The organism is Flavobacteriales bacterium (assembly GCA_021739695.1).
In the GTDB taxonomy this organism is placed as follows: Bacteria; Bacteroidota; Bacteroidia; order UBA10329; family UBA10329; genus UBA10329.
The window spans coordinates 105739-131501 of record JAIPBM010000004.1; the positions used below are offsets into that span (position 1 = coordinate 105739).

24 protein-coding genes are annotated in these 25763 nt (G+C 45.4%); 6 read left to right on the forward strand and 18 right to left on the reverse strand.

Annotated features, from left to right (window positions below):
* Positions 1-31 precede the first annotated feature (31 nt).
* From K9J17_03575 to K9J17_03585, 3 genes are all read right to left on the reverse strand, one after another.
* The gene (locus tag K9J17_03575; protein MCF8275792.1) at positions 32-544 is read right to left on the reverse strand and encodes a DUF4476 domain-containing protein; all 513 of its coding nucleotides are present in this window, start codon (positions 542-544) and stop codon (positions 32-34) included.
* Positions 545-619: 75 nt separating this feature from the next.
* Positions 620-1372, reverse strand: coding sequence for a hypothetical protein (locus tag K9J17_03580; GenBank protein ID MCF8275793.1), 753 nt, complete (start codon positions 1370-1372; stop codon positions 620-622).
* A 396-nt stretch (positions 1373-1768) separates the two neighbouring features.
* Positions 1769-2116 (reverse strand): 4Fe-4S dicluster domain-containing protein, encoded by a 348-nt coding sequence (locus K9J17_03585; GenBank protein ID MCF8275794.1) that lies wholly within the window; start codon positions 2114-2116, stop codon positions 1769-1771.
* A gap of 56 nt (positions 2117-2172) precedes the next feature.
* On the opposite strand from K9J17_03585, the gene K9J17_03590 reads away from it, so the two are divergent.
* Positions 2173-3201: an acyl-CoA reductase gene (locus K9J17_03590; protein ID MCF8275795.1), complete on the forward strand. Its 1029-nt coding sequence runs from the start codon at positions 2173-2175 to the stop codon at positions 3199-3201.
* A gap of 2 nt (positions 3202-3203) precedes the next feature.
* Here K9J17_03590 and K9J17_03595 read toward each other — a convergent pair whose 3' ends face one another.
* The 11 genes from K9J17_03595 to K9J17_03645 form a co-directional block, all read right to left on the reverse strand.
* A complete protein-coding gene (locus K9J17_03595; protein ID MCF8275796.1) occupies positions 3204-4592 on the reverse strand; it encodes a T9SS type A sorting domain-containing protein in 1389 nt (462 codons plus the stop codon).
* Between the two features lie 101 nt (positions 4593-4693).
* Positions 4694-5275, reverse strand: coding sequence for a Maf family nucleotide pyrophosphatase (locus K9J17_03600; protein MCF8275797.1), 582 nt, complete (start codon positions 5273-5275; stop codon positions 4694-4696).
* The gene (locus K9J17_03605; protein ID MCF8275798.1) at positions 5275-6189 is read right to left on the reverse strand and encodes a geranylgeranylglycerol-phosphate geranylgeranyltransferase; all 915 of its coding nucleotides are present in this window, start codon (positions 6187-6189) and stop codon (positions 5275-5277) included. Before K9J17_03605 ends, K9J17_03600 begins: the two co-directional genes overlap by 1 nt.
* Before the next feature lie 9 nt (positions 6190-6198).
* A complete protein-coding gene (locus K9J17_03610; GenBank protein ID MCF8275799.1) occupies positions 6199-6891 on the reverse strand; it encodes an OmpH family outer membrane protein in 693 nt (230 codons plus the stop codon).
* A gap of 209 nt (positions 6892-7100) precedes the next feature.
* Positions 7101-8081: a pyruvate dehydrogenase complex E1 component subunit beta gene (locus tag K9J17_03615; protein ID MCF8275800.1), complete on the reverse strand. Its 981-nt coding sequence runs from the start codon at positions 8079-8081 to the stop codon at positions 7101-7103.
* Between the two features lie 119 nt (positions 8082-8200).
* Positions 8201-8437 (reverse strand): type II toxin-antitoxin system RelE/ParE family toxin, encoded by a 237-nt coding sequence (locus tag K9J17_03620; GenBank protein ID MCF8275801.1) that lies wholly within the window; start codon positions 8435-8437, stop codon positions 8201-8203.
* Positions 8434-8670, reverse strand: a complete 237-nt coding sequence (locus K9J17_03625; GenBank protein MCF8275802.1) for a hypothetical protein — start codon at positions 8668-8670, stop codon at positions 8434-8436. Before K9J17_03625 ends, K9J17_03620 begins: the two co-directional genes overlap by 4 nt.
* 59 nt (positions 8671-8729) lie before the next feature.
* A complete protein-coding gene (gene lpxB, locus K9J17_03630; protein ID MCF8275803.1) occupies positions 8730-9815 on the reverse strand; it encodes a lipid-A-disaccharide synthase in 1086 nt (361 codons plus the stop codon).
* Complete coding sequence (locus K9J17_03635) at positions 9812-10102, reverse strand: hypothetical protein (protein MCF8275804.1); 291 nt, start codon at positions 10100-10102, stop codon at positions 9812-9814. The genes lpxB and K9J17_03635 overlap by 4 nt, the downstream gene beginning before the upstream one ends.
* 97 nt (positions 10103-10199) lie before the next feature.
* Entirely contained in the window at positions 10200-10973 is a 774-nt protein-coding gene (surE, locus tag K9J17_03640; GenBank protein MCF8275805.1) for a 5'/3'-nucleotidase SurE, read from the reverse strand.
* 123 nt (positions 10974-11096) lie between these two features.
* Positions 11097-11519, reverse strand: coding sequence for an Hsp20/alpha crystallin family protein (locus K9J17_03645; protein MCF8275806.1), 423 nt, complete (start codon positions 11517-11519; stop codon positions 11097-11099).
* Between the two features lie 250 nt (positions 11520-11769).
* Between K9J17_03645 and K9J17_03650 the strand changes: the two genes are divergently transcribed.
* Positions 11770-12471, forward strand: a complete 702-nt coding sequence (locus tag K9J17_03650) for a zinc metallopeptidase (protein ID MCF8275807.1) — start codon at positions 11770-11772, stop codon at positions 12469-12471.
* A gap of 82 nt (positions 12472-12553) precedes the next feature.
* Here K9J17_03650 and K9J17_03655 read toward each other — a convergent pair whose 3' ends face one another.
* Both K9J17_03655 and K9J17_03660 read right to left on the reverse strand, forming a co-directional pair.
* On the reverse strand, positions 12554-16129 hold the full coding sequence (locus K9J17_03655) for a hypothetical protein (protein MCF8275808.1): 3576 nt from the start codon (positions 16127-16129) through the stop codon (positions 12554-12556).
* Positions 16130-16147: 18 nt separating this feature from the next.
* The gene (locus tag K9J17_03660; protein MCF8275809.1) at positions 16148-17032 is read right to left on the reverse strand and encodes an ABC transporter ATP-binding protein; all 885 of its coding nucleotides are present in this window, start codon (positions 17030-17032) and stop codon (positions 16148-16150) included.
* A gap of 250 nt (positions 17033-17282) precedes the next feature.
* Between K9J17_03660 and K9J17_03665 the strand changes: the two genes are divergently transcribed.
* A complete protein-coding gene (locus K9J17_03665) occupies positions 17283-17990 on the forward strand; it encodes a restriction endonuclease (protein MCF8275810.1) in 708 nt (235 codons plus the stop codon).
* Here the strand turns inward: K9J17_03665 and dcm are convergent.
* A complete protein-coding gene (dcm, locus tag K9J17_03670; protein ID MCF8275811.1) occupies positions 17984-19231 on the reverse strand; it encodes a DNA (cytosine-5-)-methyltransferase in 1248 nt (415 codons plus the stop codon). The two genes, K9J17_03665 and dcm, sit on opposite strands and share 7 nt — an antisense overlap.
* A 675-nt stretch (positions 19232-19906) precedes the next feature.
* Between dcm and K9J17_03675 the strand changes: the two genes are divergently transcribed.
* Positions 19907-20317, forward strand: coding sequence for a hypothetical protein (locus tag K9J17_03675; protein MCF8275812.1), 411 nt, complete (start codon positions 19907-19909; stop codon positions 20315-20317).
* 98 nt (positions 20318-20415) lie between these two features.
* Here K9J17_03675 and K9J17_03680 read toward each other — a convergent pair whose 3' ends face one another.
* Positions 20416-21831, reverse strand: a complete 1416-nt coding sequence (locus K9J17_03680) for an FAD-binding protein (protein ID MCF8275813.1) — start codon at positions 21829-21831, stop codon at positions 20416-20418.
* A 43-nt stretch (positions 21832-21874) separates the two neighbouring features.
* On the opposite strand from K9J17_03680, the gene K9J17_03685 reads away from it, so the two are divergent.
* Together K9J17_03685 and K9J17_03690 are read left to right on the forward strand one after the other, a co-directional pair.
* Entirely contained in the window at positions 21875-24052 is a 2178-nt protein-coding gene (locus tag K9J17_03685; protein ID MCF8275814.1) for a S9 family peptidase, read from the forward strand.
* 101 nt (positions 24053-24153) lie between these two features.
* Positions 24154-25707 carry a peptide MFS transporter gene (locus K9J17_03690; protein MCF8275815.1) on the forward strand — a complete coding sequence of 518 codons (1554 nt, stop codon included), beginning with the start codon at positions 24154-24156 and terminating at the stop codon, positions 25705-25707.
* The last annotated feature ends 56 nt before the right edge of the window (positions 25708-25763 follow it).

Genomic DNA, 25763 nt, shown 5'->3' on the forward strand with positions numbered 1-25763 from the left:
GGGCTTATTTGTTCTTGGAAGGCTGAAGTGTTTATCGGCCTTGAATGTAATCGTTCAATTCATCGATGCTTGAGCTGAAATCGAAAGCATCATTTAGTTTGTAGTAGTTACCAATGTCATAGGTTTTGTCGTAAGCGAATTTGGCGTATTCCAATTTGCTGTCTTCGAAATCGAATGTGCCCATCATTCGCTTTACTTGATCGGCTGTTAGGCAATTGGAACCAGTGATCTGTTTGGCAACGGTCAATTTCGAATCTTCAAAGTCTTTGGATGCAACAGAATTACGTGCATCTGCAAATTGCCCTTCTTCCATTGGCCAAGGACAGCCGATAGCTCCACCGTAACCAGGCATTACATAATGGTCAGAGCCGCCACTCGTTGTAGTTGTGGTGGTTGTAGTATGTGTTTCGGTGTAGGTTTCGCTGATGTTGACGTTCATATCAACACCCATTCCGCCCATGTTCATATTAACATTCACATCGGTGTCTTGAGCGAATGCGCCAATGGTACTAAAAGCGGCAAAAATGGTAAGTGTTTTTTTCATGTTAAATGAGATTTAAGGTTGACGTTGCCCATGGCAATTTAGATGCCAAAAATAAGATGAATCGTATTCCGATTCTCAATCCTTAAAATCGCCTGGACGAGTGTCTTCAGGTAAGTTGTTCAGACTTCGGTTTTTGGCAAATACGTCTCTGATCTGGATCCATTCGCCTTTCTGAAATTCGAGTGCATCGTAACTGAAATCAGGCCCATAGAACTGATATTGACCTTCGAAACGAGAGTCTTCAGGAGCTAAATGGTCCATGATGACCATCTTTTCCTTTTCGTCATAATTGAGTGCCATGGAAACATCGTTGGCATACTCGTAAATGAGCCGATAAGCAAGTCGACCTTGCTCATCTTTAAAAATGGATGAACCAAGAATGACAGACTTGCCTTGGATGCTAATTACATCCACCACTTTGCGATTGGTAATGTTGTCTTTGCCATCCCAACCAAGAAGGGTGTAATAGGTTTTGCCGCGATAGCGGTTGGCGAGTAGTTTGTAGTAAAGCGCTCCATACCATTCGTTCGGACGGATGGGTTTACGTTCAATGCGTTCCCAATCTGCATTGTCTTGAAAAACTGTGACTGCCACGGTTTCCTTTGTCGGTTTATGGCGCATGATGCAATGGTACTGGAAGTCGCCATTTTCTAATGCGAGATTCCAGCATAGCATGTGAATGACGCCATCCCAAGACGAAAGTTGACCGAGAAATGGAACGGAGTCTAATTCGGTATCAAAGTTTGCCGGGTCTGAATAGAATTTGGAGAAGGCACTTTCCAGCTTAGCAGAAGCAATGATCTTCTCAGAATCTTCGCCCGTACGCATGGTATCGAATGATCGAAGAACCGAATTACGAAAGGTGGTATCGACCTGTGCTGAAGTGAAAAGTGGAGAAAGGAGAAAAAGAAAGAAGACCCATCCCCTAACCCCTTCCCTTGAGGAAGGGGAACAGGCGCGTTGATTTGAGGCTTGCACTGATGTTTGCTGGGAGAGCTGCGTTAGGGATGGAAGCGGCATCCTTTTTCTGAACCCTGAGGTTCTCGAAGGGTGTTGGAAAAAGATATAGCGGACAGCCCGACCCACGCCTAAAGCGAGGGGAACGCCCAAATGATCTTTTTGAAATCGGTTTGCAAGCATGCTTGTAATTACGGCACTAATGAATGGAAATTGCATAAAAAAGGCGAGAACAAGTCTCGCCTTTCAAAATCCTTGCCTCAACTACTAAAGGTGAAGCGATGCTTTTTTCTGAAGGTTTTCCGCTTCTGTATGTTCGTTATCCTCATCGGCAACACAGCAATCTACTGGGCAAACGGCCGCGCACTGCGGTTCATCGTGAAAACCGACACACTCCGTGCATTTATCTGTAACGATGTAATACACATCCATTTCCTTTGGTTCTTGGGCTGCATCGGCATCGGCTGTAAAACCGCTGAAGCCTTTGAACTCGCCTTTTACAGATGTACCATCTGAAAAGCGCCACTCGGCACCGCCTTCGTATATCGCATTATTTGGGCATTCTGGCTCGCACGCCCCACAGTTTATACACTCGTCTGTTATCTTGATAGCCATCTTGTCTGTTGCTTTATGTGGTTTAGTTTTGCGGGCTCAAAGATAGTGTACGCAAGATGAATCATCAACAACGGACTGAAGCATTTATTCGATTGGGAGAAGTGCTAAAATCGGTGGCAACCGATGCGCAGGAAAGCGATTGGGCTGCGGCTTTCAATCTTGCCGAGGCAAAGAACCGCTGGTTTACGCAAGAGAACATGGCGTTGGCCTTGCGCGGAATTGCCTACATGTTGCAACCGGAGAAATTGGAAAAGTGGCTTTCGGTTTACGGTGAGCTTCCTGAAACGGGTGGAAAGAAGGTAGGATTGATCATGGCGGGGAATATTCCGTTGGTTGGATTTCATGATCTTTTGTGCGTGCTGATGTCGGGCAATGAGGCGGTGGTTAAAACTTCTTCACAAGACGAAGTGCTGCCGAAGAAATTGGTGGAAACCATTGCAGAGATAAGTCCTGAACTAGCTGCACGCATTGAGCTGATTGATGGTAAGATGGAAGGTTTTACACATGTAATTGCCACTGGAAGTGACAACAGCGCGCGCTACTTTGAGTATTATTTTGGAAAGTACCCGAACATCATCCGCAAGAACAGGAATTCGATTGCTATCATCAACGGAGATGAATCGCTAGATGAACTGCGCGCTTTGGGAAAAGATATTTTCCGCTATTTCGGATTGGGCTGTCGCAACGTTTCTAAGGTTTACCTGTCCGATAAAATGGATCCGAAAACGTTTTTGGCTACGCTAGAGGATTGGAAACCGATCGGTAATCACATCAAGTATTTCAATAATTACGAGTACCACAAGGCCATTTTTCTGGTTGAGAAAATGGCACATTTAGATAATGGTTTCCTGCTGCTGCGCGAGGATGCGAGTTTGGGCTGTCCTGTTGGCGTGCTGCACTTTCAGACTTATGGAACTATTGATCAGATGAAGGCCGAAGTGAAAATCCATGCGGACGAAATCCAATGCGTGGTGGCTTCTGATAAACTTGGTTTCGAGCATTCTGTTCCCTTCGGAAAGGCGCAATCTCCAGAATTGTGGGATTATGCAGATGGGGTTGATACGATGACGTTTTTGCTTTTGTAGCTTTATTGAACGACCACTTTTCCCTGTTCAATCTTCCTATCTGAAAAACTCACATTGTAGAAATACAATCCTGAAGCAAAATGCTCATTCAGAATAAGTGTTCGATTCGTTGAGCCAGATTGGGTATAGACAAGTGCTCCTGATGCATTGAATACTTCAAAGGTGAAGTCGAAAATATGCTCGTCAGAGAAGGTGATGCTTACAGATTCTACTATCGGATTCGGATAAAGTGAAGCCCTTCTTGTTTGGTTGTCTGATTCTTCGTCAATTCCTGCAAACACAAAACAATCAGGGTTTGCCTGAGTGGCTTGATCATGGACGTAAATAAGCAATGAAACATCCGTAGACTGATTGCTACTTGATGTTCCCCGAAAGCTAACGATGTACGGTGCACATCTCATGTCCTCTTGGGATGGTGTCCAATTGAACGTGTTGGCCACGTAATGACTTCCTGAAGAATCCGAATTGAACGAGGCGGTGTTGCCAAAAAGAAATGGTTCGCCAAAAGCCTCCATCTCAACAGAATTCTGTAATGGGTCGCTGTAAACCAAGCCTAAATCAATACTTTGATCTGGTTCAACTGTAATCGCAAAATCATTGCTTGCATTCGTGGGCCAGCCTGAAGTTCCGGAAATTATTCCCGTGAAATCCTCGGGGTAAACGGTCACTTGAAAATCTACGGTTACAGAACCAACAAATTCACTATTACGATATTCACTTACGATCATGGCAAAATTGTATTCGCCTTGTTCTTGGGGAGAATCCCACACAAAATCTCCGTTCAATGGATTCACCGATACTCCGTTAGGAACAGAATATCCAGGAATAAACTGACCATTTTCTCCACGTGGAGTTGTTAATTCGAATGAAAGAAAGTCTGCATCTGGGTCATAAAATGCGAGGTTTCTAACGAACGGAATCCCAGCAAATGCATAGGGAGTTATAATTGCAGTTGGCTTGGTTGAATTATTAAAGTCGTTCGTGTTAGTTATTCTCAACTCGCTTTGAATGGCAAAAGGAACATTTATCGAGTTCGGAACATTGAGAATTCCGCCATTCCTGTTGGGGTCTTCCATAGAAAGAGCATAATAGCCGAGTCCTGGATATGTGTGTTGTGCCACATACTTGTTTTCCTTCACTCCAGGTAAAAGAACCACTCCATTTCCATTGCCGTTGGTGCGTGGAATCGTATCCAATTGCCCATCACCCCAATTTACTATCAGCATTGGCCTATCCGCAGGGCTGTCTGGAACAGTGTAGGTGGTAACCTCAACTTGATATGTGAAACCAGAAATATGCGTGTAAGCAACATAACCTGCTCGATTGTGAGTCGCATTTGCCGAGGAAATGGATAGACAAATGAATATGAGTAGAAAGGCGACCTTTTTCATGACATTTTGTTAGATTGCTAATATCAGGAACCTTTTACAACTATGAAAGAACGTCAAGCCACATAGATGTCGTCCTGGATAAGTGAAGGTCTTCGTGAAAATTATGCGCTAAGCGAATTCAATGCCGCATAAACCTTCCTTAGCGGCAAGCCCATCACGTTGAAGTAGCAGCCGAAAATTCGGTCAATGCCCACATAACCGATCCATTCTTGAATGCCGTATGCACCAGCCTTGTCCAATGGTTTGTATTTCTGCACGTAGAATTCAATTTCGTCTTCAGTCAGTTCTCTGAAATGTACTTCTGTGCGGTCAAAATCTGAAATGGTCTTGCTCGAAGTTCGTACGGTAATTGCCGTATAAACCTCATGCGTTGTACCCGAAAGTTGACGGATCATGCGCTTGGCATCTTCGAGATCAACAGGCTTCTGAAGTTCTTTATCGTTCAGCCAAACAATGGTATCGGCCGTGAGAATGATCTTTCCTTCTAATTCATCTTCCGAAAAAGCGTTGGCTTTCAGTTTCGATAAGTACAACGGAATCTCTTCCCGCTCCAGATCATCCGGATAAACTTCCTCCACGTTCTTTGGCTGAATCGAAAACTCAAGCCCCAATTCTTCCATCAGCCACTTTCTGCGTGGCGATGCCGAAGCAAGGATCAGTTGTTTTCCCTGAAGATTAAGCATTAGAATAAGGTTCTGAATATGGGCATGGCCAGAATTCCACCAACCATCAAAACCTTGGCTAACGTGCTGCTTTTGTGGAAATCAGTTTCCGAAATGCTTCTTGCCACTTGCATCGCCAAAGCCAAGGCTGGAAGTTGCACGCCAAGCAGGAAATAGAAGAATATGATCAGGTCATTCTCTTGCCACCAAGCCCATTGAAATTTCCCTATCGCCAACATTAGCACTGCAATCAGGAACACGACAATCGCTTTGGTTGGTTTGATGCCGATAACGATCGGCAGCGTTTGGCAGCGCAGTAATTGATCGCCTTTTATGTCTTCCATGTCTTTGATTATTTCGCGGATTAGCGTAGAAATGAACGAGAAGAATGCAAACGCAATAAGAATGGGCGACCAAGGCAATTGCATCCATCCATCCGGATTGCACATCATGTAAAAATACATGGGCATGAATGGCACCAGTCCGGCTAGCAACGCCACAACCACATTGCCAATAAGCAATTGCCGCTTGTACGAATACGAGTAAAAATAAAGACCTCCAGCGGCCAGCATGAATATGAGCGAGTTGGAAACGTTACCCAAATTCCTGCACAGATACATGCCAATTCCAAGACCAGCTGAGCCAAGCGCGTAATAGAAATTCCAAGCCTTTTCTTCCGAAATAAGGTTTCCTACAATCCGCTTATCGGGCTTATTGATGCGGTCAATGTCTTGGTCAAAAATGTCGTTCACCACATTGCCTGATGCGGCAATCAGCACCGTGGCCAAACTAAAAAGAAGCCAATCGAGAACTGATAAACACGAATCGATCTGTAGTAGCTCAGAAATCGGATCTACAATTTGTGTTTTGGCCAACACAAAGATCAGCCCTACCATCAGCAGGTTGGGCCATCTTACCAAACGGAGGTAAGTCATCAACCCCAATTACTTTTGGGCTGCCTTCTCAGCAGCTTTATCCTCGTCATAAATGGCGTTCAGCCCGGCCAACACATCACGTGTAATGTCCAAGGCCGGATCTCCAAGTAGAATGCCACCTGCTTCGCTCGAATAAGCAAGCACGTAGGTGAAACCGTAATCTTCGTTGTAGGTCTTCAAAAATGCCTTGATGTTGTCTTGCACTTCCTTCGTTCCCTTCAACTCCTTTTCCATCAATTTTTCCTGAAGCGATTGTTGCAACAGGCCAATTTCTTGGTCAGCTTCCTGAGAGAAAGCCTGCGCATTCTGCTGCAAACTTTGCAATTCTTGCATCTTATTGTTTCGCAAAACCTCGTTCATTCCCTGAGCGCGCTGCTCAAAATCGGCCGCTTTCGTCTGCAATTCTCTCGCCATCTGTTCCAGCTGATTTTGCAAAAGGTTCGAACGTTGCTCCACCTTGTTCTCGCTTTTCATACGCTCAACTTCCAGATCAGACTTAATGTCGATGATCAGTTTGTAGCCATTCCAGATCGAATCCGTGTTCACGTAAGCAATTTTCAGCTTGCTCGAAACGCTGTCGATCACCGCAGCATCCACCGAATTCTTACGGCCTTCAGGCCTGCGTCCCGAAAATTCGAAGTAAAACAACACGGCAATTGCAACGGCCAGAATCGCGTTTATCGCGAGCGAAAGATTTTTCATAGGTCAAAATTTGAGCGGCAAAGGTAATCGTTACAGAATACAGATGGTTATTTGCAGCCTGCCCAAAGTTTATCCTAGGGCGTTACCCTACGGGTCGGGCTGTCCGCTCTATCTTTTTCCGCAAACACCTATGTTCTCGAATGGTTGTACAGGAAAAAGGATGCTGCTTCCATCCCTACAGTTTACCCTGAGCCAAGTCGAAGGGCCTGCTACTTCACGTATAGCACGTCTTTTACAGCCGCAATCGTATCTGCAACATTCGGTAGCCACTCTTCTACAAAAGCTGGAGCGTAAGCCAACGGAGTATCCTTACACGTAATGCGTTTCACAGGCGCATCCATATAATCGAACGCATCTTTCTGAACATTATAGGTCAGTTCGGATGAGATGGATGCCAATGGCCAAGCCTCTTCAACCACAACCATTCTGTTGGTCTTTTTCACAGACTCAATAATGGTCGCGTAATCAATTGGCCGAACGGTTCTCAGGTCAATTACTTCAGCTTCAATGCCGTCTTTCGCCAATTGTTCGGCAGCTTCCAACGCCACTTTCATGATCTTCCCGAAGGAAACGATTGTTACATCTTTTCCCTTTCGCACCACATTTGCTTTGCCAATCGGAATCAGATATTCCCCTTCAGGAATCATCCCTTTATCGCCATACATCTGCTCACTTTCCATAAAGATCACAGGGTCGTTATCGCGAATAGCCGATTTCAATAATCCTTTTGCATCAGCAGGATTGGAAGGAACAACCACCTTCAATCCAGGGCAGTTGGCGTACCAACTTTCAAAAGCTTGCGAGTGCTGCGCACCTAACTGTCCAGCAGAACCAGTTGGCCCACGGAAAACCATTGGCGCACCGAATTGCCCTGCAGACATGTGCAACATCTTTGCAGCTGAGTTGATCACTTGGTCAATTGCCACAAGTGAGAAATTGAAGGTCATGAATTCCACAATCGGACGAAGACCGTTCATGGCAGCGCCAACCGCAATGCCGGCAAAGCCAAGTTCTGCAATGGGCGTGTCAATCACTCGTTTCTCGCCAAACTCATCCAACATACCTTGACTTACCTTGTAAGCGCCATTGTATTCGGCCACTTCTTCGCCAATCAAAAAGACGGTTTCGTCTCTTCTCATTTCCTCACTCATCGCTTCGCGAAGCGCTTCTCTGAACTGTACTTCTTTCATGGTTTCAAATATACGTAGAGTCGCAACGCATTGCGTCTTTGCTTCGACAACTACGGGCGCATTTTACTCGGACTCTGCCTGCTGTCGAAAATATCGGTCACAAGAATAATATCCTGTTCCTAGATCACTCGATAGATGATCTTAAAATGTCCGACAATTATTCTACGATGACCTAATTCAAGTTCGTCCAAAATAGGTTCAAGTTGTCCAACGTTCGGGTTTTCTGCCAATTTATTGGTCGAACGGATTACGGTTTCTCCTACTTCCAGACAAAGGTGCTCGGGATGTTTCTTTCGCATGAAATTCAAACCACGCTCTAGATTTGTCAGCGCAGTTTCGGTGATCACCACCTTCACTTCTTAAGTCGTTTGGTCAATTTATCCAATGCTTCCTCGGGCGAATAGGTTTTGCCCTCTTCAAAGTCTGCCTCTGATTGCTTGGCGTAATGGATTCGTTCTTCCGCGAAAGCGCTCAATCTCGAATTTCTTTCCTGATAATGGAGAAGACTTTTGAACGCAGAAATCAAATCAGGATCATTTACCTTATCCAGTTCACTCTTTATCCAATTGATGTCCGCTTTAATACTCATGGCAATTTGAATGTTATTTCAAAGATAATCAACCTGTAGAGACGCAATGCGTTTGGAGGCTACAGGTCATTCACGATTGACTTCGCTGCCCGTTTAGAAGCGCCACCGCTTCCAAGTGCATTCCAAAGATTATCGTAATCCTTCTGCATCGCTGCTTGGGCTTTCTCATCATTCAACAGCCTCTTCAATTCAGCAACAATTGCATCTGTGTTTAGTTCCGATTGAATCAATTCCTTCACCGCAGGTTTATCCAGAATCAAATTCACCAACGAGATGTATGGCACCTTTATCAAACTCCGTGCAATGCGCACCGAAATGCCACTCGCTTTGTAGCAGACAACTTGCGGCACTTTCAGAAGTCCTGTTTCCAGTGTAGCTGTGCCTGAAGCAACTAGCGCAGCTTTGGATCGCGCAAGCAACTTGTATGTTCCATCTTCAAAAACCTTCGCATTCCCCAAATTGAAACGCGATTGATAGAACGCGGCCGTCCTTCCCGGTGCCTTACCGATCATGAAATGATAATCAGGAAAGTGTTCCATCACGGCCAACATTTCTGGCAGAATGTGTTTGATCTCCTGTTCCCGAGAACCAGGCAAGAGCGCAATCACCTTTTCTTTTCGAATTTCGAGTTTCTGATTTCGTGCTTCTATCTCATCAATCAATGGATGTCCAACAAAATCAACGTCCATTCCATGCTTCACGAAGAATTCCTTCTCAAATGGAAGAATCACCATCAATCGGTCAATGTTTTTCTTCATTTGTTTCACACGACTTTCTTTCCAAGCCCAAACCTGTGGCGAGATGTAATAGAAAACCTTGATGCCGCGCTGTTTGGCCCATTTCGCCATTCGCAGATTGAAACCCGGATAATCGATTAGAATAATCGCATCTGGCTTGTTTTCCGTCAACGCTTTCTTGCAGATCTTGAAATTCTCTCGAACGGTTCCAAGGTTCTGAACCACCTCCAAAAAGCCCATGAAGTTGAGCTTTTCCAAAGGACGAATCACCTTCATTCCTTCAGCTTCCAATCGCTGCCCGCCAAAGCCTTCAAAATGCGCATTGGGCGCAATCTGCTTAATAGCCTTCACAAGATTGGCTCCGTGCATATCGCCCGAAGCCTCACCAGCTATGACAAAAAACTTCATAGAATGAAGAACTTCAAAATGACGATGACGAAACCGTAAAGAAACGTGGCCATGATCACTCCGCGAGCCGAAACATCCAATTTCAAACGGTAGAAAAGGAAGAAAGCTCCTAAGTTTCCTAGTAGTCCGATTGAAATCAATCCTGGTAGATTGTTGCTTTCAACCATCACTTCGTAAAACCCGTTCAGGCTAGTGTGTCCGAACTGAAACTTCCAAAAACCTAGCATTACAATCAGTGGAGCGATGAATCCAATGATCAATCCTAATATGGTGCTGTCTTTTTTCATTTTCTGTTTAGTTCGTCATTGCGAAGGAGGAACGACTGAAGCAATCTTTTAACTAGAGATTGCCGCGCTTCGCTCGCAATGACGGTCAACTTAGTGTTCATCCCAGATCCCAATCATTCAAACGAGGCATGGCGTGGTGTGCGGTCAGATCAAACTGAACCGGAACAGCAGAAACATAGCCATTGTTGAGCGCCCAAACATCGGTATCAGCGCCTTTATCATAGTTTGCAAACGCACCTGTTAGCCAATAGTATTTACGTCCGTGCGGATCGAGGCGTTCGTCAAATTCTTCTTCCCATTTGGCATTTGCCTGTCGGCAGATCTTCACACCTTTTATCTGATCTAATGGTAAATCCGGAATGTTCACATTCAGCAGCGTTCCAGTTGGCATTCCAAAATGAAGCATGTTCTTGATGATCATCTTCACAAAATGCTTCGATGCTGTAAAATCAGCATCCAACGCGTAATTCAGAAGTGAAAATCCTACGGATGGAATTCCCTCAATCGCACCTTCCATTGCTGCCGACATGGTTCCACTGTAGATCACATTGATGGAGTGATTCGCTCCATGATTGATGCCCGAAATCACAAGATCAGGCTTTCGGTGTAGGATCTTGTCAATCGCGATCTTCACACAATCAACAGGCGTTCCGCTGCATTGGTAGCCAATGCTTTCTCCGTGATATTCCACTTTATCTAAACGCAAAGGTTTGTTTAACGTGATGGCGTGTCCCATTCCGCTCTGTGGACTGTCTGGCGCTACCACAACCACTTCAGCCAGTTCCTGCGCAGCTGCCACCATCGCCTGAATGCCCGGTGCAGTTATTCCATCATCATTCACGGCAAGTATCAGAGGTCGCGTCTTTGTCATCTTCAATAATTTGAAGCAAAGCTAATTATCTGAAATAGCTATTGCTTGATGTGACTTATTGATAACACAACGGGCCGCAAAATGTGCGGCCCGTGCTGACGATATAGAGAAAGGAGAGGGGAATTATCCCACTTTGATCTCCTTGAGTTTCTTCACCTCATTCGCCACTTTCGGAAGGTCGATTCTCAAGATGCCGTCTTCGTACTTAGCATCAATCTTATCTACATCCACCATTCCGTTCAGGTTGAAACTTCGCTTGAAGTTTCCGCTTCTGAACTCACGTTTCACGTAGTTCTCTTTTGTCTCTTCGTTCTCAACTTTAACCTCTCCAGAAATGGTCAAGGTGTCATCTTCTACAGCCACATTGATGTTCTCTTTCTTGTAGCCTGGAGCAGAAAGCTCTACGTGATACTTGGTTTCTTCTTCCTTAATGTTGGCCGCTGGAACCCATTCGGTTGTGTTGTTGGTTCCTGGCCATTCTTTCCAAAATTCATCGAAGATGGATGGAAACGTACTGTTCGGTTTTCTAACTTTTACGAGTGTCATGATATGTTGTTTTTTAAGGTTATCGTTTCCATCCACTTTTCGAATTCTGTGCCAGTGCCCGAAAAGGATCACTTTGCTGTCATAATGGCGCTTTCAGAGCTTTACGCCTGTCATTGTTTCCGATTTATACTGAATATTTAACAGATGGCAGCGCACAATTATGTCAATTAGTGGTTATAGCTTTGTGCCACATTAAGTGGTACAGCAATTGACTACCGCAACACAACTAAAACACTAAAAAAGAAACACCATGTTTGGATTTGATCCCATCCTCTTAGGTCTCGTGATCGTATTCGCGATCATCGGATTTGCCGTAAGCAGACGCTTGAAGTCTGTATTTGAAGAATATTCGAAGATGCCCTTGAGTTCTGGAATGACCGGAGCGCAGGTGGCAGAGAAGATGCTTCGTGATAATAACATCTATGATGTGAAGATAGAAAGCGTACCCGGTAAGTTGACCGACCACTACAATCCGGCCAACAAAACGGTGAACCTGAGCCCTGAAGTTTATTCTGGAAGAAACGTTTCTGCAGCAGCTGTTGCCGCTCACGAATGCGGCCACGCGGTGCAGCATGCCGTTGAATATCCTTGGCTGCAAATGCGTTCTACCTTGGTACCAATCGTCAATTTCAGTTCACGTGCTTTGAACTTCGTTTACATCGCCATGTTCATCTTGGCCTTTGTTGCCAATCTTTATAAAGAGATGTTACTGCTGATCATAATTTTCCAAACGGCCATCACGCTATTCTCAGTGATTACGCTTCCTGTAGAAATGGACGCAAGTAACCGAGCGCTGGTTTGGTTGAACAACAGCAACATCACACGCGGCAAGGAACACGAAGCAGCTACCACTGCGCTGAATTGGGCCGGTAGAACCTACATCGTTGCTGCCTTGGCTTCTATCACTACGCTCCTTTATTACGTTATGCGTTACATGGGAAGTAGAGATTGATTCTCTGTTTTCATTACTAAAACAAAAACGCCCCAACAAATTCATCGTTGGGGCGTTTTCTTTTATCGCAGATTGTGCTAAGCTATTCAACCGACACAACCTTGATGTTGTCGTCAAACACACGGTCAATCAATAACCTACGTGGGTCGATGGCCGCTTTGGCCGGAATCGTATCCAATGTGACGGTAAACGTCATTTCTGGCTGATCGATCTTCACGCGTTCCTGATAGATCAACTGCTCTTCATCGCCATCAAGCACACCGATATCCACCCAATCGTTCATCGGGAATTTGGTCTCGTTACCCATGGTATCGGCCCTCATTTTTACCGATTCGATCTTCATCGTCAGTTCATACTTGCCGTTATCCAACTTCTTGTAACTCGCTTCCTTCATGCGATTATCGTAAAGCGTGATCTCCTTGAACCAGTCGTTGATCAGGTACTTCAAGGTATCTGGCACTTGAGGTTCCAAATGCTTGAGGAAATCCAACGAAGAAGAGTAGGGCGGGCCTACATATTTAAACTCATCCAAGTAGTTTCGCATGGCCAAATTCACCTTGTCTTCGCCAATATAATCCTGCAAGGCAAAAAGGATGAGACTTCCTTTTCCGTAATGGATGTGCGGCTGATTTTCGACCTTATACAACGGAACTTCTTTGTCTATTTCCTGACCTCTCCCACCTAAATAACGCTCGTGGTTGTATTTCAGGAATTCCCGCATTTTCATCGGGTCGCTGTTCGCGTTTTTCATGGTCATAAGCGATGAATATTCGGCAAAGCTTTCGCTCATCATCGTTCCGCCCTGCATGTTGGCGCCTACTACTTGATGTGCCCACCACTGATGCGCCATTTCGTGCGCAATCACGGCATCAATCACGTTATTGTCGCCTTCATCTTCTAAGTTGATTACGAAACCAAAGGCCTCAGAATATGGCATTGTTCCCGGAAATGCCTGTGCAAACGTGGCGTAGCGCGGAAACTCAATAATGCGGCATTGCTTGTGGTAATACGGCCCGAAGTGCTCGGTGTAGTAGCTCAACGAACGTTCCATCGCGGCCAGCATCATATCAATGTTGACGCTGTGCTTGGCATCGTAATACACTTCCAGATCAATGCCATTCCATTTCTTCCGCGCTACTTCATATCTGGCAGAAATGAACGAATAGAAATTCTGCGAAGGATGATCCACCACATAGTGATAGTAGTTGCGGCCATTCTCCTGCCATTCCTTTACCAAGGTTCCCGGAGAGATGGCAATCTGATCGCCAGCTGTGGAAATGATGGTTTCCACATTGATGAAATCGGCTCTTCCGTTGGTCAAGTAATTCGATTGACAGACATCGCTGCAATTGGCATCCAACTCAGGCATGCGGTCTTTTTGCGGCAGCCCGTACTTTTTACGTGCGTTCTTGTCGCTCAATTCGCTGTCTGGATTGTAACCAAGCGAAGGAAGAATCTGGAAGTTATTGAGGAACGTTCCATTCTCAATTACGCTGGTCGTGCTCGTTTCGTTTTCAAATCCTTTCGGGATATAATCGGTCTGAATGTGCGCCAGCATGCTATCACCCGGAAGCAGTGCCGGACTCAGCTGATAGATCATCCAACCAAGTTCCTTGTCTTCGTAAACCAACGTAGCATTCGGAAGATCGAACTGCGGATTCCAGGTCTTGTCGATGTTGAAATGCAAAGAATCGATCGGAGAATCGGTCTCATTCTTCAGAATCATATCAGCCTTTACGTGCACCGTTCGTTCGTACGGGAAGATGTCGATGTTGTATTTCACGTTCTTCACCTTCGGCAACCCAACGTGCTCATACTTCTTGTATTTCTTCTCAAACTCAGCAGTAAGCAATTCCAGTTCATCAGACGTTTTGTATTCATTCAACACCTGCGTGTTGTAATAAACGAAGCCTGCCACGCCCAACCAAGCCACCACAAATACGGCAGTCAGCGTTTTGGCGCCCTTGCTCATTTTCCTGCTGGCGTGCATCACGCGCTCTTTGAACGTACCTGCTGCTCCGCGAGTCCAAAGGGCCGCAGCGATCATGATGCAGATGAGCGCAAAAAAGAACCAATAGAGATTGAACCACAAATTGCCAACCATGCCCGAACCGAAGCCGTTCATATCGGAGTACATGGTGGATGGTCCAGCACCAATTGAGAGCATATTGCTTTGGATATCCAATGCCATCAATACAAAATTCCATAAGAACAGGATGAGGATGGACACGAAATACCCTACATACTTGTTGTTTGCCAATACTTGTATCATGATCATCACCGCGCTCCAGATCACGTAAATGGGAAAGGAGGAAGAGAAGAAATCGATGAGATAAACCGACAATTCGATGCGTGTGTAGCCGTTTGCCAATTGATAAATGATGCCGCACAGAATGAAAAACAGGTGCAGCACCGTAGTTAGCGTAATCAGCGAAAGCATCTTTGCTGCCAGCGAAATGGCCGAACCATGAGGCGTGGCGTCAATCACTTCGTGAATCTTCGAATCGCGGTCTCGCCAAACCAATTCTCCACTGAAAAACACTAGAATAATGATGATGAAAATGCCTGAAGCTTCGCTGATCAGATCCATCATTTTGTAGGTAAGCGGATACGATTGCAGTCCGTAATACTCGAAACCGCCCGCCAAATTGGCCAACAGAATGATGATGCTGAAAAGGAAAAGAATCTTAAACGTGACGCTTTTCGAAATGCTCAATACGTTGGTGTAAAAGAAACTTCTGAACTGCGACCAGCCCGCATTTTCACTGAACACCGGCTGCACTTTCGGTTTGGCCAAGGTTGCTTGGGCCGAAGCCTTTTCCGCTTTCGGAGCTTTCACCTTCTTGTTCTTTTCCATAAAGGAGAAGCCCCAATAAGAAACACCTAATATGACCGAACCCACCGCAATCCACAGCAAACGGTTCAGCAGCAGAATGCCCGAAAGTGTTGGGCTCAGCGTGTTCTTTTCAATTGGCGTGTAGTATTTGGCGTACAGCGAATAAGCACGGATCCCGAACGAATCGGTGAGTGCCCCAAGCGTTTCATTGTCTATGTCAGACATCAACGTGCCTGAAATGATGTAAGCAATGATGATGACCAAAGCACCCACAAACGAGATGACCGTGCTTTTCCATTTCTGAGCCAAGGCGTACACAATACTGCCCGCAAAGAACATGTTGGGCAGAATGAACAGCAGGTAATTGTTTACGAAGGTTTCGAAGTAAAACGGCCCGAAACGGTCGGCATCTACCCAACCGAAAGCAGTCCCGAGCACGCTTCCGAGGAAAACGCCCAGATACACGCCCAACATCGGAATGGTGGAAAGGACAAGCGCTCCGAAAAAGCGCCCGAAGAAATAGCCCGAGCGGCTCAACGGGGTACTGAACAGGATCTCGTTAAACTGATTATTGTGGTCTTTCAATGCAGCATTATTGAAATAAGCCGCAGCAATCAACAGCCCGAAAATGGTCATCACCGAAGTGAATACCGTAATGATGTGCGGTGCATTCTTCAGCACGTTTCCCACCGATCCGCCTATCATCACATTGTCGCTGGCCGTTGCTCCAAAAACCAGCAAGGCCATCAGACTCAGGAAAATGTAGATCATCGGTTGCCGAAGGGCATAGCGCAACTCGGCTAAAAAGAAATCTTTGAACATGGATCTGTCTTTAGCGGCTTAAACGAGAACGTTGCCTGTGTTTATCTTCGAGAAGAACACATCTTCCAAATTCGGTTTCACCGGTTCAAAACCGTTCTGCGGATCCGTTTCGCTGAACACATGGATGAAGGGTTTTCCGCCCACCATCTTGTTCGATATCACCGCATAGTTGGCAGCATAGCTTTCCAATTCTTCGCGTTCCACCACTTTCTGGTAAACCTTGCCGTCCAGTTCGTCAATGGCCGTTTGTGGTGCACCATGAAACACCAATTTACCGCCATTCATAATGGCCATTTTGGTGCAGAGTTCGCGCACATCATCCACAATATGGGTCGATAGGATCACGATCACATCCTTGCCCACATCGGCCAGCAGGTTGTAAAAACGGTTGCGTTCGCCTGGATCCAAACCAGCGGTCGGTTCATCTACAATGATCAACTTCGGGCTTCCAATAAGCGCCTGCGCAATACCCACACGCTGCTTCATTCCGCCCGAAAAGCCTTTTACGCTCTTATTCCGATTCTCGTATAAGTTCACCTTATCCAAAAGGTAATTCACCAATTCTTTCCGTTCCGATGATTTCGAAATGCCCTTCAGAATGGCAATATGGTCCAGCAATTGTTCGGCTGTTATCCGCGGATAAACCCCGAATTCCTGCGGCAGATAACCCAGCACCTTGCGTAGTTCATTCGGGTCATTGAAAATGTCAATTTCGTTCAGCGTAGCCGTTCCACCGTCTGCTTCTTGCAGCGTGGCCAAGGTGCGCATCAGCGATGACTTGCCCGCACCGTTCGGCCCCAAAAGCCCGAACATGCCGTTCTCAATTTCAATGGAAACATTATCCAAGGCCTTTACCCCGTTCGGGTAGGTCTTCGATAGATTTTGGATAACCAGTTTGTTCATATACGTATCGTTTGCGTGGTTGATGCTTTACTTTTCAAAGGAACAAATCTATTTCACCACGCCAACAATGGTGACATGGAAATGGTAAGGAGTGTTAAAAAGGGGGGAGACGAGAAAGGGAAAAATGCGGAGGTCGGATTAAATTGAACCCAGCAGCAATAAGCTGATTTAAGAAGATGAAATCCCAATCGTCTGCTTTCTGTTGCATCAATTATCGAGATAGCTAACTTTGACTGATGAAAACGATGTGATGGACAATAATCAGAGAGTTGCAATAATCAATAATGCGAAGATCTTTTTCAGAAATGAAATTGTTCAAAGCCATATCGATGGCGCATGTAAACGTGCTAGTAAGTTATCGGAGTATAACGTGAATCCGTTCTTGTTTAAGTATTTGGCTAACTTCCTAACGGGCAACGATAATCCAGAAAGTATTGCGCGAGCATTAGTTCTTCCGAGAATTTTAGGTTCATCCATAACTACATCATTTGGAATGAAAATTCAGAGTCTTATAAGTTCTCTGTTTCAAGGTTTAGGATCAACAACTCAAGGTATTGATGTTGAGTTTGTTGATGCAATTGACGGTCGGAAAAAATATTGTCAACTAAAGGCTGGTCCAAATACGATTAATCGTGATGACGTAACAACAATAATGAATCATTTCAATGGTGTTCGGGCTTTGGCGAGAACGAATAATTTAGTTGTTGGAATTGATGACATGATTGTTGGAGTGGTTTATGGCGAAGAAGCGGAGCTTAGCTCGCATTACAAGAAGATCAGTAATACCTATCCAGTAATTGTAGGTAAAGATTTCTGGCATCGACTTACTGGCAAGGAGGACTTTTACTTCGAGTTGATTGATGCAATTGGTGAAGTGGCGTTGGAAGTTGATGCAAGTAGAGTTGTTGAGCAAACAATTCAAGCCTTAGCCAAAGAAATTGAAGCAAAGTATCAATGACAATCTACCATTTTTGAATAATACTGGTTCAAAAAATTAACAACGGAATAACCAACTTCTGTTCCCAAATTTACAGGAACTGCATTGCCAATTTGTTTGTATTGCTGCGCCATTGAGCCCTCAAATTTCCATTCATCAGGAAAGGTTTGAATTCGTGCATACTCACGCACAGTGAACGGTCTAGTTTCATCGGGATGGCATCTTTCGGTCTGTTTTTGAGCAGGACTACAAGTAAGTGTTAGACAAGGTTCATCCCAACCAATTCGCCTAGCAATACCAGTTTTCCCACCGCCCAAATAAAAACTGCCTCCCATAAATTCCTTTTGAATTTCAAGCGGGAGGTCTCGCCAATAACCTTTTTGAGGTACTAGGTCTAATACTTCTCGTTTGCTTTGGGGGTATTTTGCGCCCGTTGACATTGGAACATTTGACTCAAACAATACTCCTTTCTTCAAGGCATCATGTAGAGTGTAAACTTTCTGATGGGGTTTTGGATATTCATATCGAATGTCAATATCTTTTCTTACGCCTACCAAAATCAGTCGTTCACGTTTTTGTGGCACTCTATAATTTATTGCTTTCAACACTTGAACAGGAACGACATTGTAGCCAATTTCGTCTAAAATTGAAATCATTCCCTTCAATGTTCTCCCATTCTCATGGCTTAGCAGACCACGGACATTTTCACCGATACAAATAGGTGGGTTTACTTCTTTGACAACTCGAGCAAATTCATAGAATAAGGTTCCTCTTGCATCAGCAAGACCAAGTTTTTTTCCTGCGTAGCTAAAAGCTTGACATGGAAACCCACCAGTAACCACATCGATTTTATCGTAATATTCTGAAAAATCAAACGCTTTGATATCTCCTTCAAGCACCCTCCATGCTGGACGGTTTTTTCTTAAAGTTTGGCAAGCCCATTTATCGATTTCATTTAGCGCCACACATTTTAAGCCTGCCCTTTCCAACCCGACAGCTAAACCTCCAGCCCCAGCAAAAAGCTCTAAGACAGAGTAGTCTCTGTTTGCCTCAACGTAGTTGGTTATTACGTCATCAATTTCTTCATCTAGAAAATCCGCGAACAAGGTTTCAACCTGTTCTCGTTTATACACTCGATAATTACTTATCGGTTCGCGCACAGCCAAAAGCTTTCCTTCTCTGTCCCACCTTCTTAGAGTTTCTTTGCTTTTTCCAATTAGTTTGGAAGCTTCGGATAGCGTTAAATATTCATTCATAACCAAGTAGTTTAACCTTATACAATGGTTACGAATTTATGATTTCCAGCAATACCATTTATATCGTCTGTGTAATTATTCACTAACACAGGTATTTGGAATCATTTCTCAACTGATAAGAACTCCATCAGTTTTCAATTGTTCGCATTGAATTTAACCAGTGTTCATCCTGCAAACCGCCATCGATCTTTTCAACCCCGCGTCCAAGGTTCTACACTCGTGTTGTACGGATCAACAGCACGATTTCAAACCTCCCCACCCCAACATCACAGCTCAACACTCCTGCCGCAAAGCTCTACACCACTATTGTTGAGTTCTACAGCAGCACTTCAGAACACGAAAGCAGCCCCGTCCAATCCAACACCTCAAGTGTTGAATTCTTCAGGAGGATAGTTCATTTCAATAGAAGGACTGTTTAATAGCAAAGTAGCATAGTTGATTTCAACAGTAGAAGAGTTAAATCCAACACTTGCACTTCAGAGCTTGTTTTTAGCGCTGCTGATTCCTAAAGTTGAATTTCAAAGCTCTGAAATTCAACTGTTTGCTTGTGAAGAATAACAATTTCACACTTTTTTTCAATTGGCGAAAAATAAAGTCGTATCGGCCAATGTTTTTAAGGAAAGGAGAAAGTCTCCGACAGGGTTTGCCATCCTGGAAACACTCACTAAAAACTGTAAAGAAATGGCTAAGAAAACAGCACGGGTGGTGATTCCCCGTAATCCTGAAGAGCTCATTGAGCTGGGCGAAGGGATTGTTCTGAAGCACAACGAAGATCCAGCCAATAGCCCCATTGCGGGTTTAGACATGGCCGAGTTTGAACAACTGGTTCTGGTCAGTAAAAAGAAGAACGCAGAAGCGAAGAAGTTGCGAAAAGATGCCGAAACGGCCACCGAAGACCGCGACACGCTGCTTGGGCATCGGAAAGATCAGAACAGCAATACGCTGGGTACGGTGCTCAATTATGTGTCACGCTCAAGAGACATCCTTCTGGGTAATTTCAGAGGTAAGGAACAGCACTTGGGAGATTATGGATTTGTGGTGAATAAGAGCAGTAGCACTACGCCTTCGGAACCTACTGACCCCACGCCCTGAATGAAACGAGCCGAAATGTGAAGGGCGACATCAACAGATGCCGCCCTTTTTTGTGTCTTTCTCGTTACTCTTCGCTTATCGCACATCACTCAAAACGCTCAAAATATCTTCTCCGGATTCAGGATGCCCTTCGGGTCAAACACCGCTTTAATGCCTCGCATGAGGTCGAGGTTCTTTTCGGCCATGGCCAAATGCATGTAAGGTCGCTTGGCAATGCCAATGCCGTGCTCGCCCGAAAGCGTTCCACCCAATTCAACCACCGCTTTGAAGATGTCGGCAATGCCCTCGTTCACTTCCTTATCCCAATAGGCATCCGAAAGTTGTTCCTTCATGATGTTCACGTGGAGGTTTCCATCGCCCACATGGCCGTAGCACACCGAACGGAAACCGATGCGGTTGCCAATTTCTTTGATGGCCGTTACCAACTTGGGCAGATTGCCACGCGGCACCACCACATCTTCCGATTTGGTCAATGAGTAGGAGTTTACACCCGGAGAAACGTTCCTGCGCAAGCGCCATAGGCCGTCTTTTTCCTCAGCAGTTTGCGCAAAGTAGATTTCGCCCGTTTCGTAGTTCTCCAACACCTCCACGATCTTCTCCGCTTCGCCCATCAGCACATCTTCATCATTCCCATCCAGCTCAATGATCAGATGCGCGTGGATATGATCGGGCAGGTCGATGGAAACAGGCTTGCTCAGCACTTCATCCACATATTTCATGGCCAGCACAATGGCATCGCGCTCCATGAATTCCATGCCCGAAGGCGTCAATCCTGCCTTGTAAATACCCGAAATGGCGCGGCAAGCTTCCTCCGAACTGGTGAAAGGCACCAGTAGCGTCACATCCTTCTTAGGCAAAGGCCGCAGTTTAAAAACAATGCGGGTAATAACGCCCAGTGTTCCTTCGCTGCCGCACATCAGTTGCGTCAGGTTATATCCGGTCGAATTCTTCAGCACATTGGCAGCCGTCCATATCACTTCTCCCGTAACCAGCGCCACTTGCATGTTGATGACATAATCGCGCGTAACGCCATACTTCACCGCCTTTGGTCCTCCTGCATTTTCGGCCAGATTTCCGCCCAGAAAGCAACTTCCCTTGCTACTTGGGTCAGGCGGGTAGAACAATCCTTTCTCCTTCACTGCATTCTGAAAAACCTCCGTTATCACACCAGGTTCTACCGTGGCCTGTAAGTTCAATTCATCAATGTCGATGATGCGGTTGAAGCGTTTCATGGCCACCACCACACCGCCTTTTATCGGTAATGCTCCTCCGCTCAATCCTGTTCCACCACCACGTGCTGTTACAGGTATTACATGTTCATTACAAAGCATCAGAACAGCAGCCACTTCTTCGGCAGCATCGGGCATCACCACCACCTGCGGCATATACACGTGATCTTCCGTTTCGTCCGATGCATGGATCTTCAGAGTTTCTTCATCAACAAAGAAATTGGCAGCTCCAACAACGCTTTTCAGCTGTTCCAGCAATTCGGGGGTGATCTTACCGTATGTCATGTATTGTTTAGATTTGATCGATTAACGCAAAAGTAACCTCCTTATGCCGCAACAATTGATACGGATTGCCTTAGTTTTTCTCATCATTTTCAACACGGGTCAGCTTTGGGCCCAATCTAGCATTACGCTAGAAGATATTTGGAATAATGGCACCTATCGCACAGAAGGTGTGTATGGTATCCGTTCGTTGAATGACGGCACGCATTACACCACGCTTCAAAAAAGTAGCGTTGTCAAATACAGCTACGAAACGGGCGACTCGGTAGAAGCCATCGTGCTTGCTTCCGAGCTTAGATGGAACGATGCGCTCATTGCCATCGAAGATTACGAGTTCAACCAGAGCGAAACAAAGCTGTTGCTTGCCACAGAAGAGGAGCAGCTCTATCGCCATTCATCCAGCTACAAGTATTACGCATTTGACCGCACAGACAAGAAGCTCCGCGAGATTGCTGGAGGAAAGCATGTCTATCATGCCACGTTTTCGCCTGTTTCCAATCAGGTGGCGTATGTATTCGACAACAACCTTTTTGTGGAAGATCTGGATGCGAAGACCACTAAACAGATAACCACCACAGGTAAATGGAACGAGATCATCAACGGAATGAGCGATTGGGTTTATGAAGAGGAGTTTGCCTTCACCAAAGCGTTTCAGTGGTCGCCCGATGGTCGTTTCATCGCCTATTATGAGTTCAACGAAACGGACGTGAAGGAATTCTCGATGACCAAATACGAGGGTAAACTCTATCCTACCGAAGAGCGCTTCAAATATCCGAAGGCAGGCGAGGCGAATTCAAAAGTGGCCATCTTCATTTATCACATAGACCGCGATATGAATGTGAAAGTGGACATTGGCGACCGCGATGACATTTACATTCCGCGCATCAAATGGACCAAAGATCCATCCACACTTTCTGTACAACGAATGAATCGCTTGCAGAACAGATTGGAGCTTCTTTTTGCTGATGCCGTGAAAGGAAAAACCCGCGTGGTGCTGAGCGAAGCTTCAGAAACCTACATAGACATTACAGACAACCTTACTTTTTTGGATAATGCCCAAGAATTCATTTGGAGCAGCGAAAAGGACGGCTACAATCATCTCTACCTCTATGACGTGACCGGTGCCCAAAAGGTGCAACTCACTTCTGGAACCTGGGATGTGAACGCCTTTTACGGTATCGATGCGAAGGGCAAGAACTTCTTCTATCAATCTTCGGAAGAAGGACCAACACAACGCCATGTGTATGCTGCTTCGCTCAACGGAAATTTCAAACGCAAATTGACCCCCAATAAAGGGCAGAACGAACCGAGCTTCAGCAACACCTTCGAGTATTTCATCAACACCCATTCGGATGCAAATACGCCTCCATTCATCTCTCTACTGAATGAAAAGGGCAAACAGATACGCGTGCTGAAAGACAACGCTGCGCTTAAGTCTAAACTGGCAGCACTTAAGGTGCCTACGAAAGAATTCTTCTCCTTCACACCTTCACATGGCACTTCGCTCAATGCATGGATGATCAAACCGACCGATTTTGACCCATCGCGTAAATACCCCGTGCTCGTTTCCATCTATGGCGGACCAGGAAGCAACACCGTCAATGATTCTTGGGGATCAAAAACACAGATGTGGGAGATGATGCTGGCGCAGCAAGGCTACATCATTGTTTCGGTAGATAATCGCGGAACAGGAAACCGAGGCCGCGATTTCAAAAATTGCACCTACAAGCAACTTGGTAAACTTGAAGTGGAAGACTACATCGAAACGGCCAAATACCTTGGGTCGCGCGGTTATGTAGATCCTACGCGCATTGGTATGTACGGATGGAGCTATGGTGGCTACATGAGTTCGTTGGCGCTTACCAAAGGAGCCGACTTCTATTCGATGGCCATTGCCGTAGCGCCTGTTACCAACTGGCGATTCTACGATTCCATCTATACCGAACGCTATATGCGCACTCCGCAGGAAAACGCCAAAGGTTATGATGATAATTCGCCCATCAATCATGTAGATAAGATGAAAGGAGCTTATCTCCTCATTCACGGAACGGGAGATGATAACGTGCATTTTCAGAACTCGGTAGAAATGACCGAAGCGTTGATAGAAGCGAACAAGCAGTTCGATATGTACATCTATCCAGACAGGAATCACGGTATTTACGGGAACAACGCCCGCTTGCATCTCTTCACAAAAATGACCGACTTCATCAAGAAGAACCTGTAGTGGCGTAAGGATTTACGCCCTTCACAGGTCTTGAGGGCGTAAATCCTTACGCCTACGACAGAAAATCCCTACTTTCAACGCGCTTCAAATCAACCTAATCAATGACATCAACCCAACAGCAACAATTATTCGGACATCCGGCAGGACTGTTCATTCTCTTCTTCACCGAAATGTGGGAGCGTTTCAGTTACTACGGAATGCGCGCTTTGCTCGTACTTTTCCTTGTAAGTGGGCTAGATGAAGGTGGTTGGGCTTGGGAGCGCGAGGATGCGCTGGAACTTTATGCCATGTATACTGGCTTGGTGTATCTCACGCCCATTTTAGGCGGGCTGCTGGCAGATAAGGTCCTCGGATTTAGAAAAGCCGTTTTGCTTGGCGCCTTTCTTATGACCTGTGGTCACGCTTCCATGGCATTTGAAACGGAATTCACCTTCTACCTCGGTTTGATCCTTCTGATCATCGGTAACGGTGCTTTCAAACCGAACATTTCTTCCATTGTTGGAAATCTATATCCGCGTAACAGTGATAAGAAGGATGGAGCTTATACCATCTTCTATATGGGTATCAATGCTGGTGCTTTCCTCGGAATTTTGTTGTGCGGTTATATTGGCGAAAAAGTAGGTTGGAGCTTTGGATTCGGTCTGGCCGGAATCTTTATGTTCCTAGGAATGCTTCAGTTCTATTTTGCACAAGGCATTTTTGGAAATATTGGGCTAAAGCCTCAGAAGGATGAACACTTAGAACCTTCCCAAATGCAAGGTCACGTGAAAATTGACGTGGACAAAGAAGAAAACGTACCTGCAAACGTGGAGCGCGACCGCTTGATGGTAATTGGAATCCTTTCACTCTTCACCATTTTCTTCTGGATGGCTTTTGAACAGGCTGGTGGATCCATGACCATTTTCGCCAAAGATTATACCAACCGTGTTCTTACAGGCGATGCAGCCAACACCTTCCGTTGGTTCAATACCATCCTTACGGTTGCCCCGATGGCAATCGTGACCTATGTTTTGATTTCGCTTTTCCGTCAAACATTCAAAAGCTACGCGCTGTCGAACATATTCCTTGGGAGCAGTTTCGTTATCATTTGGGGTGTGGCGCTATGGATGATTCAAAATGAATTCAACCAAGAAGCTAGCGAAGTTCCAGCATCTTGGTTCGGGATTCTCAATTCATTCTTCATTATTGCTTGCGCACCAATCTTCTCTAAGATATGGGAAAGCAAGTTGAACCCATCAGCATCCATCAAATTTGCCATGGGACTAATTCTTCTTGGACTTGGTTTTGGCGTTTTAGCCTTCGGTTCCGCTTCAATCCCATCAGGAGCAGCTACTGCCTCTGTTAGCATGGCTTGGCTTATCCTTGCATATTTCCTTCATACAATGGGAGAATTGACACTTTCTCCTGTAGGTCTTTCCTACGTCAGTAAATTAGCACCAGCACGCTTGGTTGGTCTGATGTTCGGTGTGTGGTTCCTTGCATCAGCAGTTGCCAACTATCTTGCTGGTTGGACAGGCAGTTTGATTGATAAGATCACGGAGATGTATTCAATGTCCACTTTCTTCCTGATATACACTGGTTTACCGATTGGAGCAGGCTTGGTGCTGATCCTACTGACACCAATGATCAAGAAGAAAATGCACGGAATACATTAATGGCTGCAACTTTTAGATTTGTAAAACCGTATTGAAATTCATTAATCTGTTTCTAA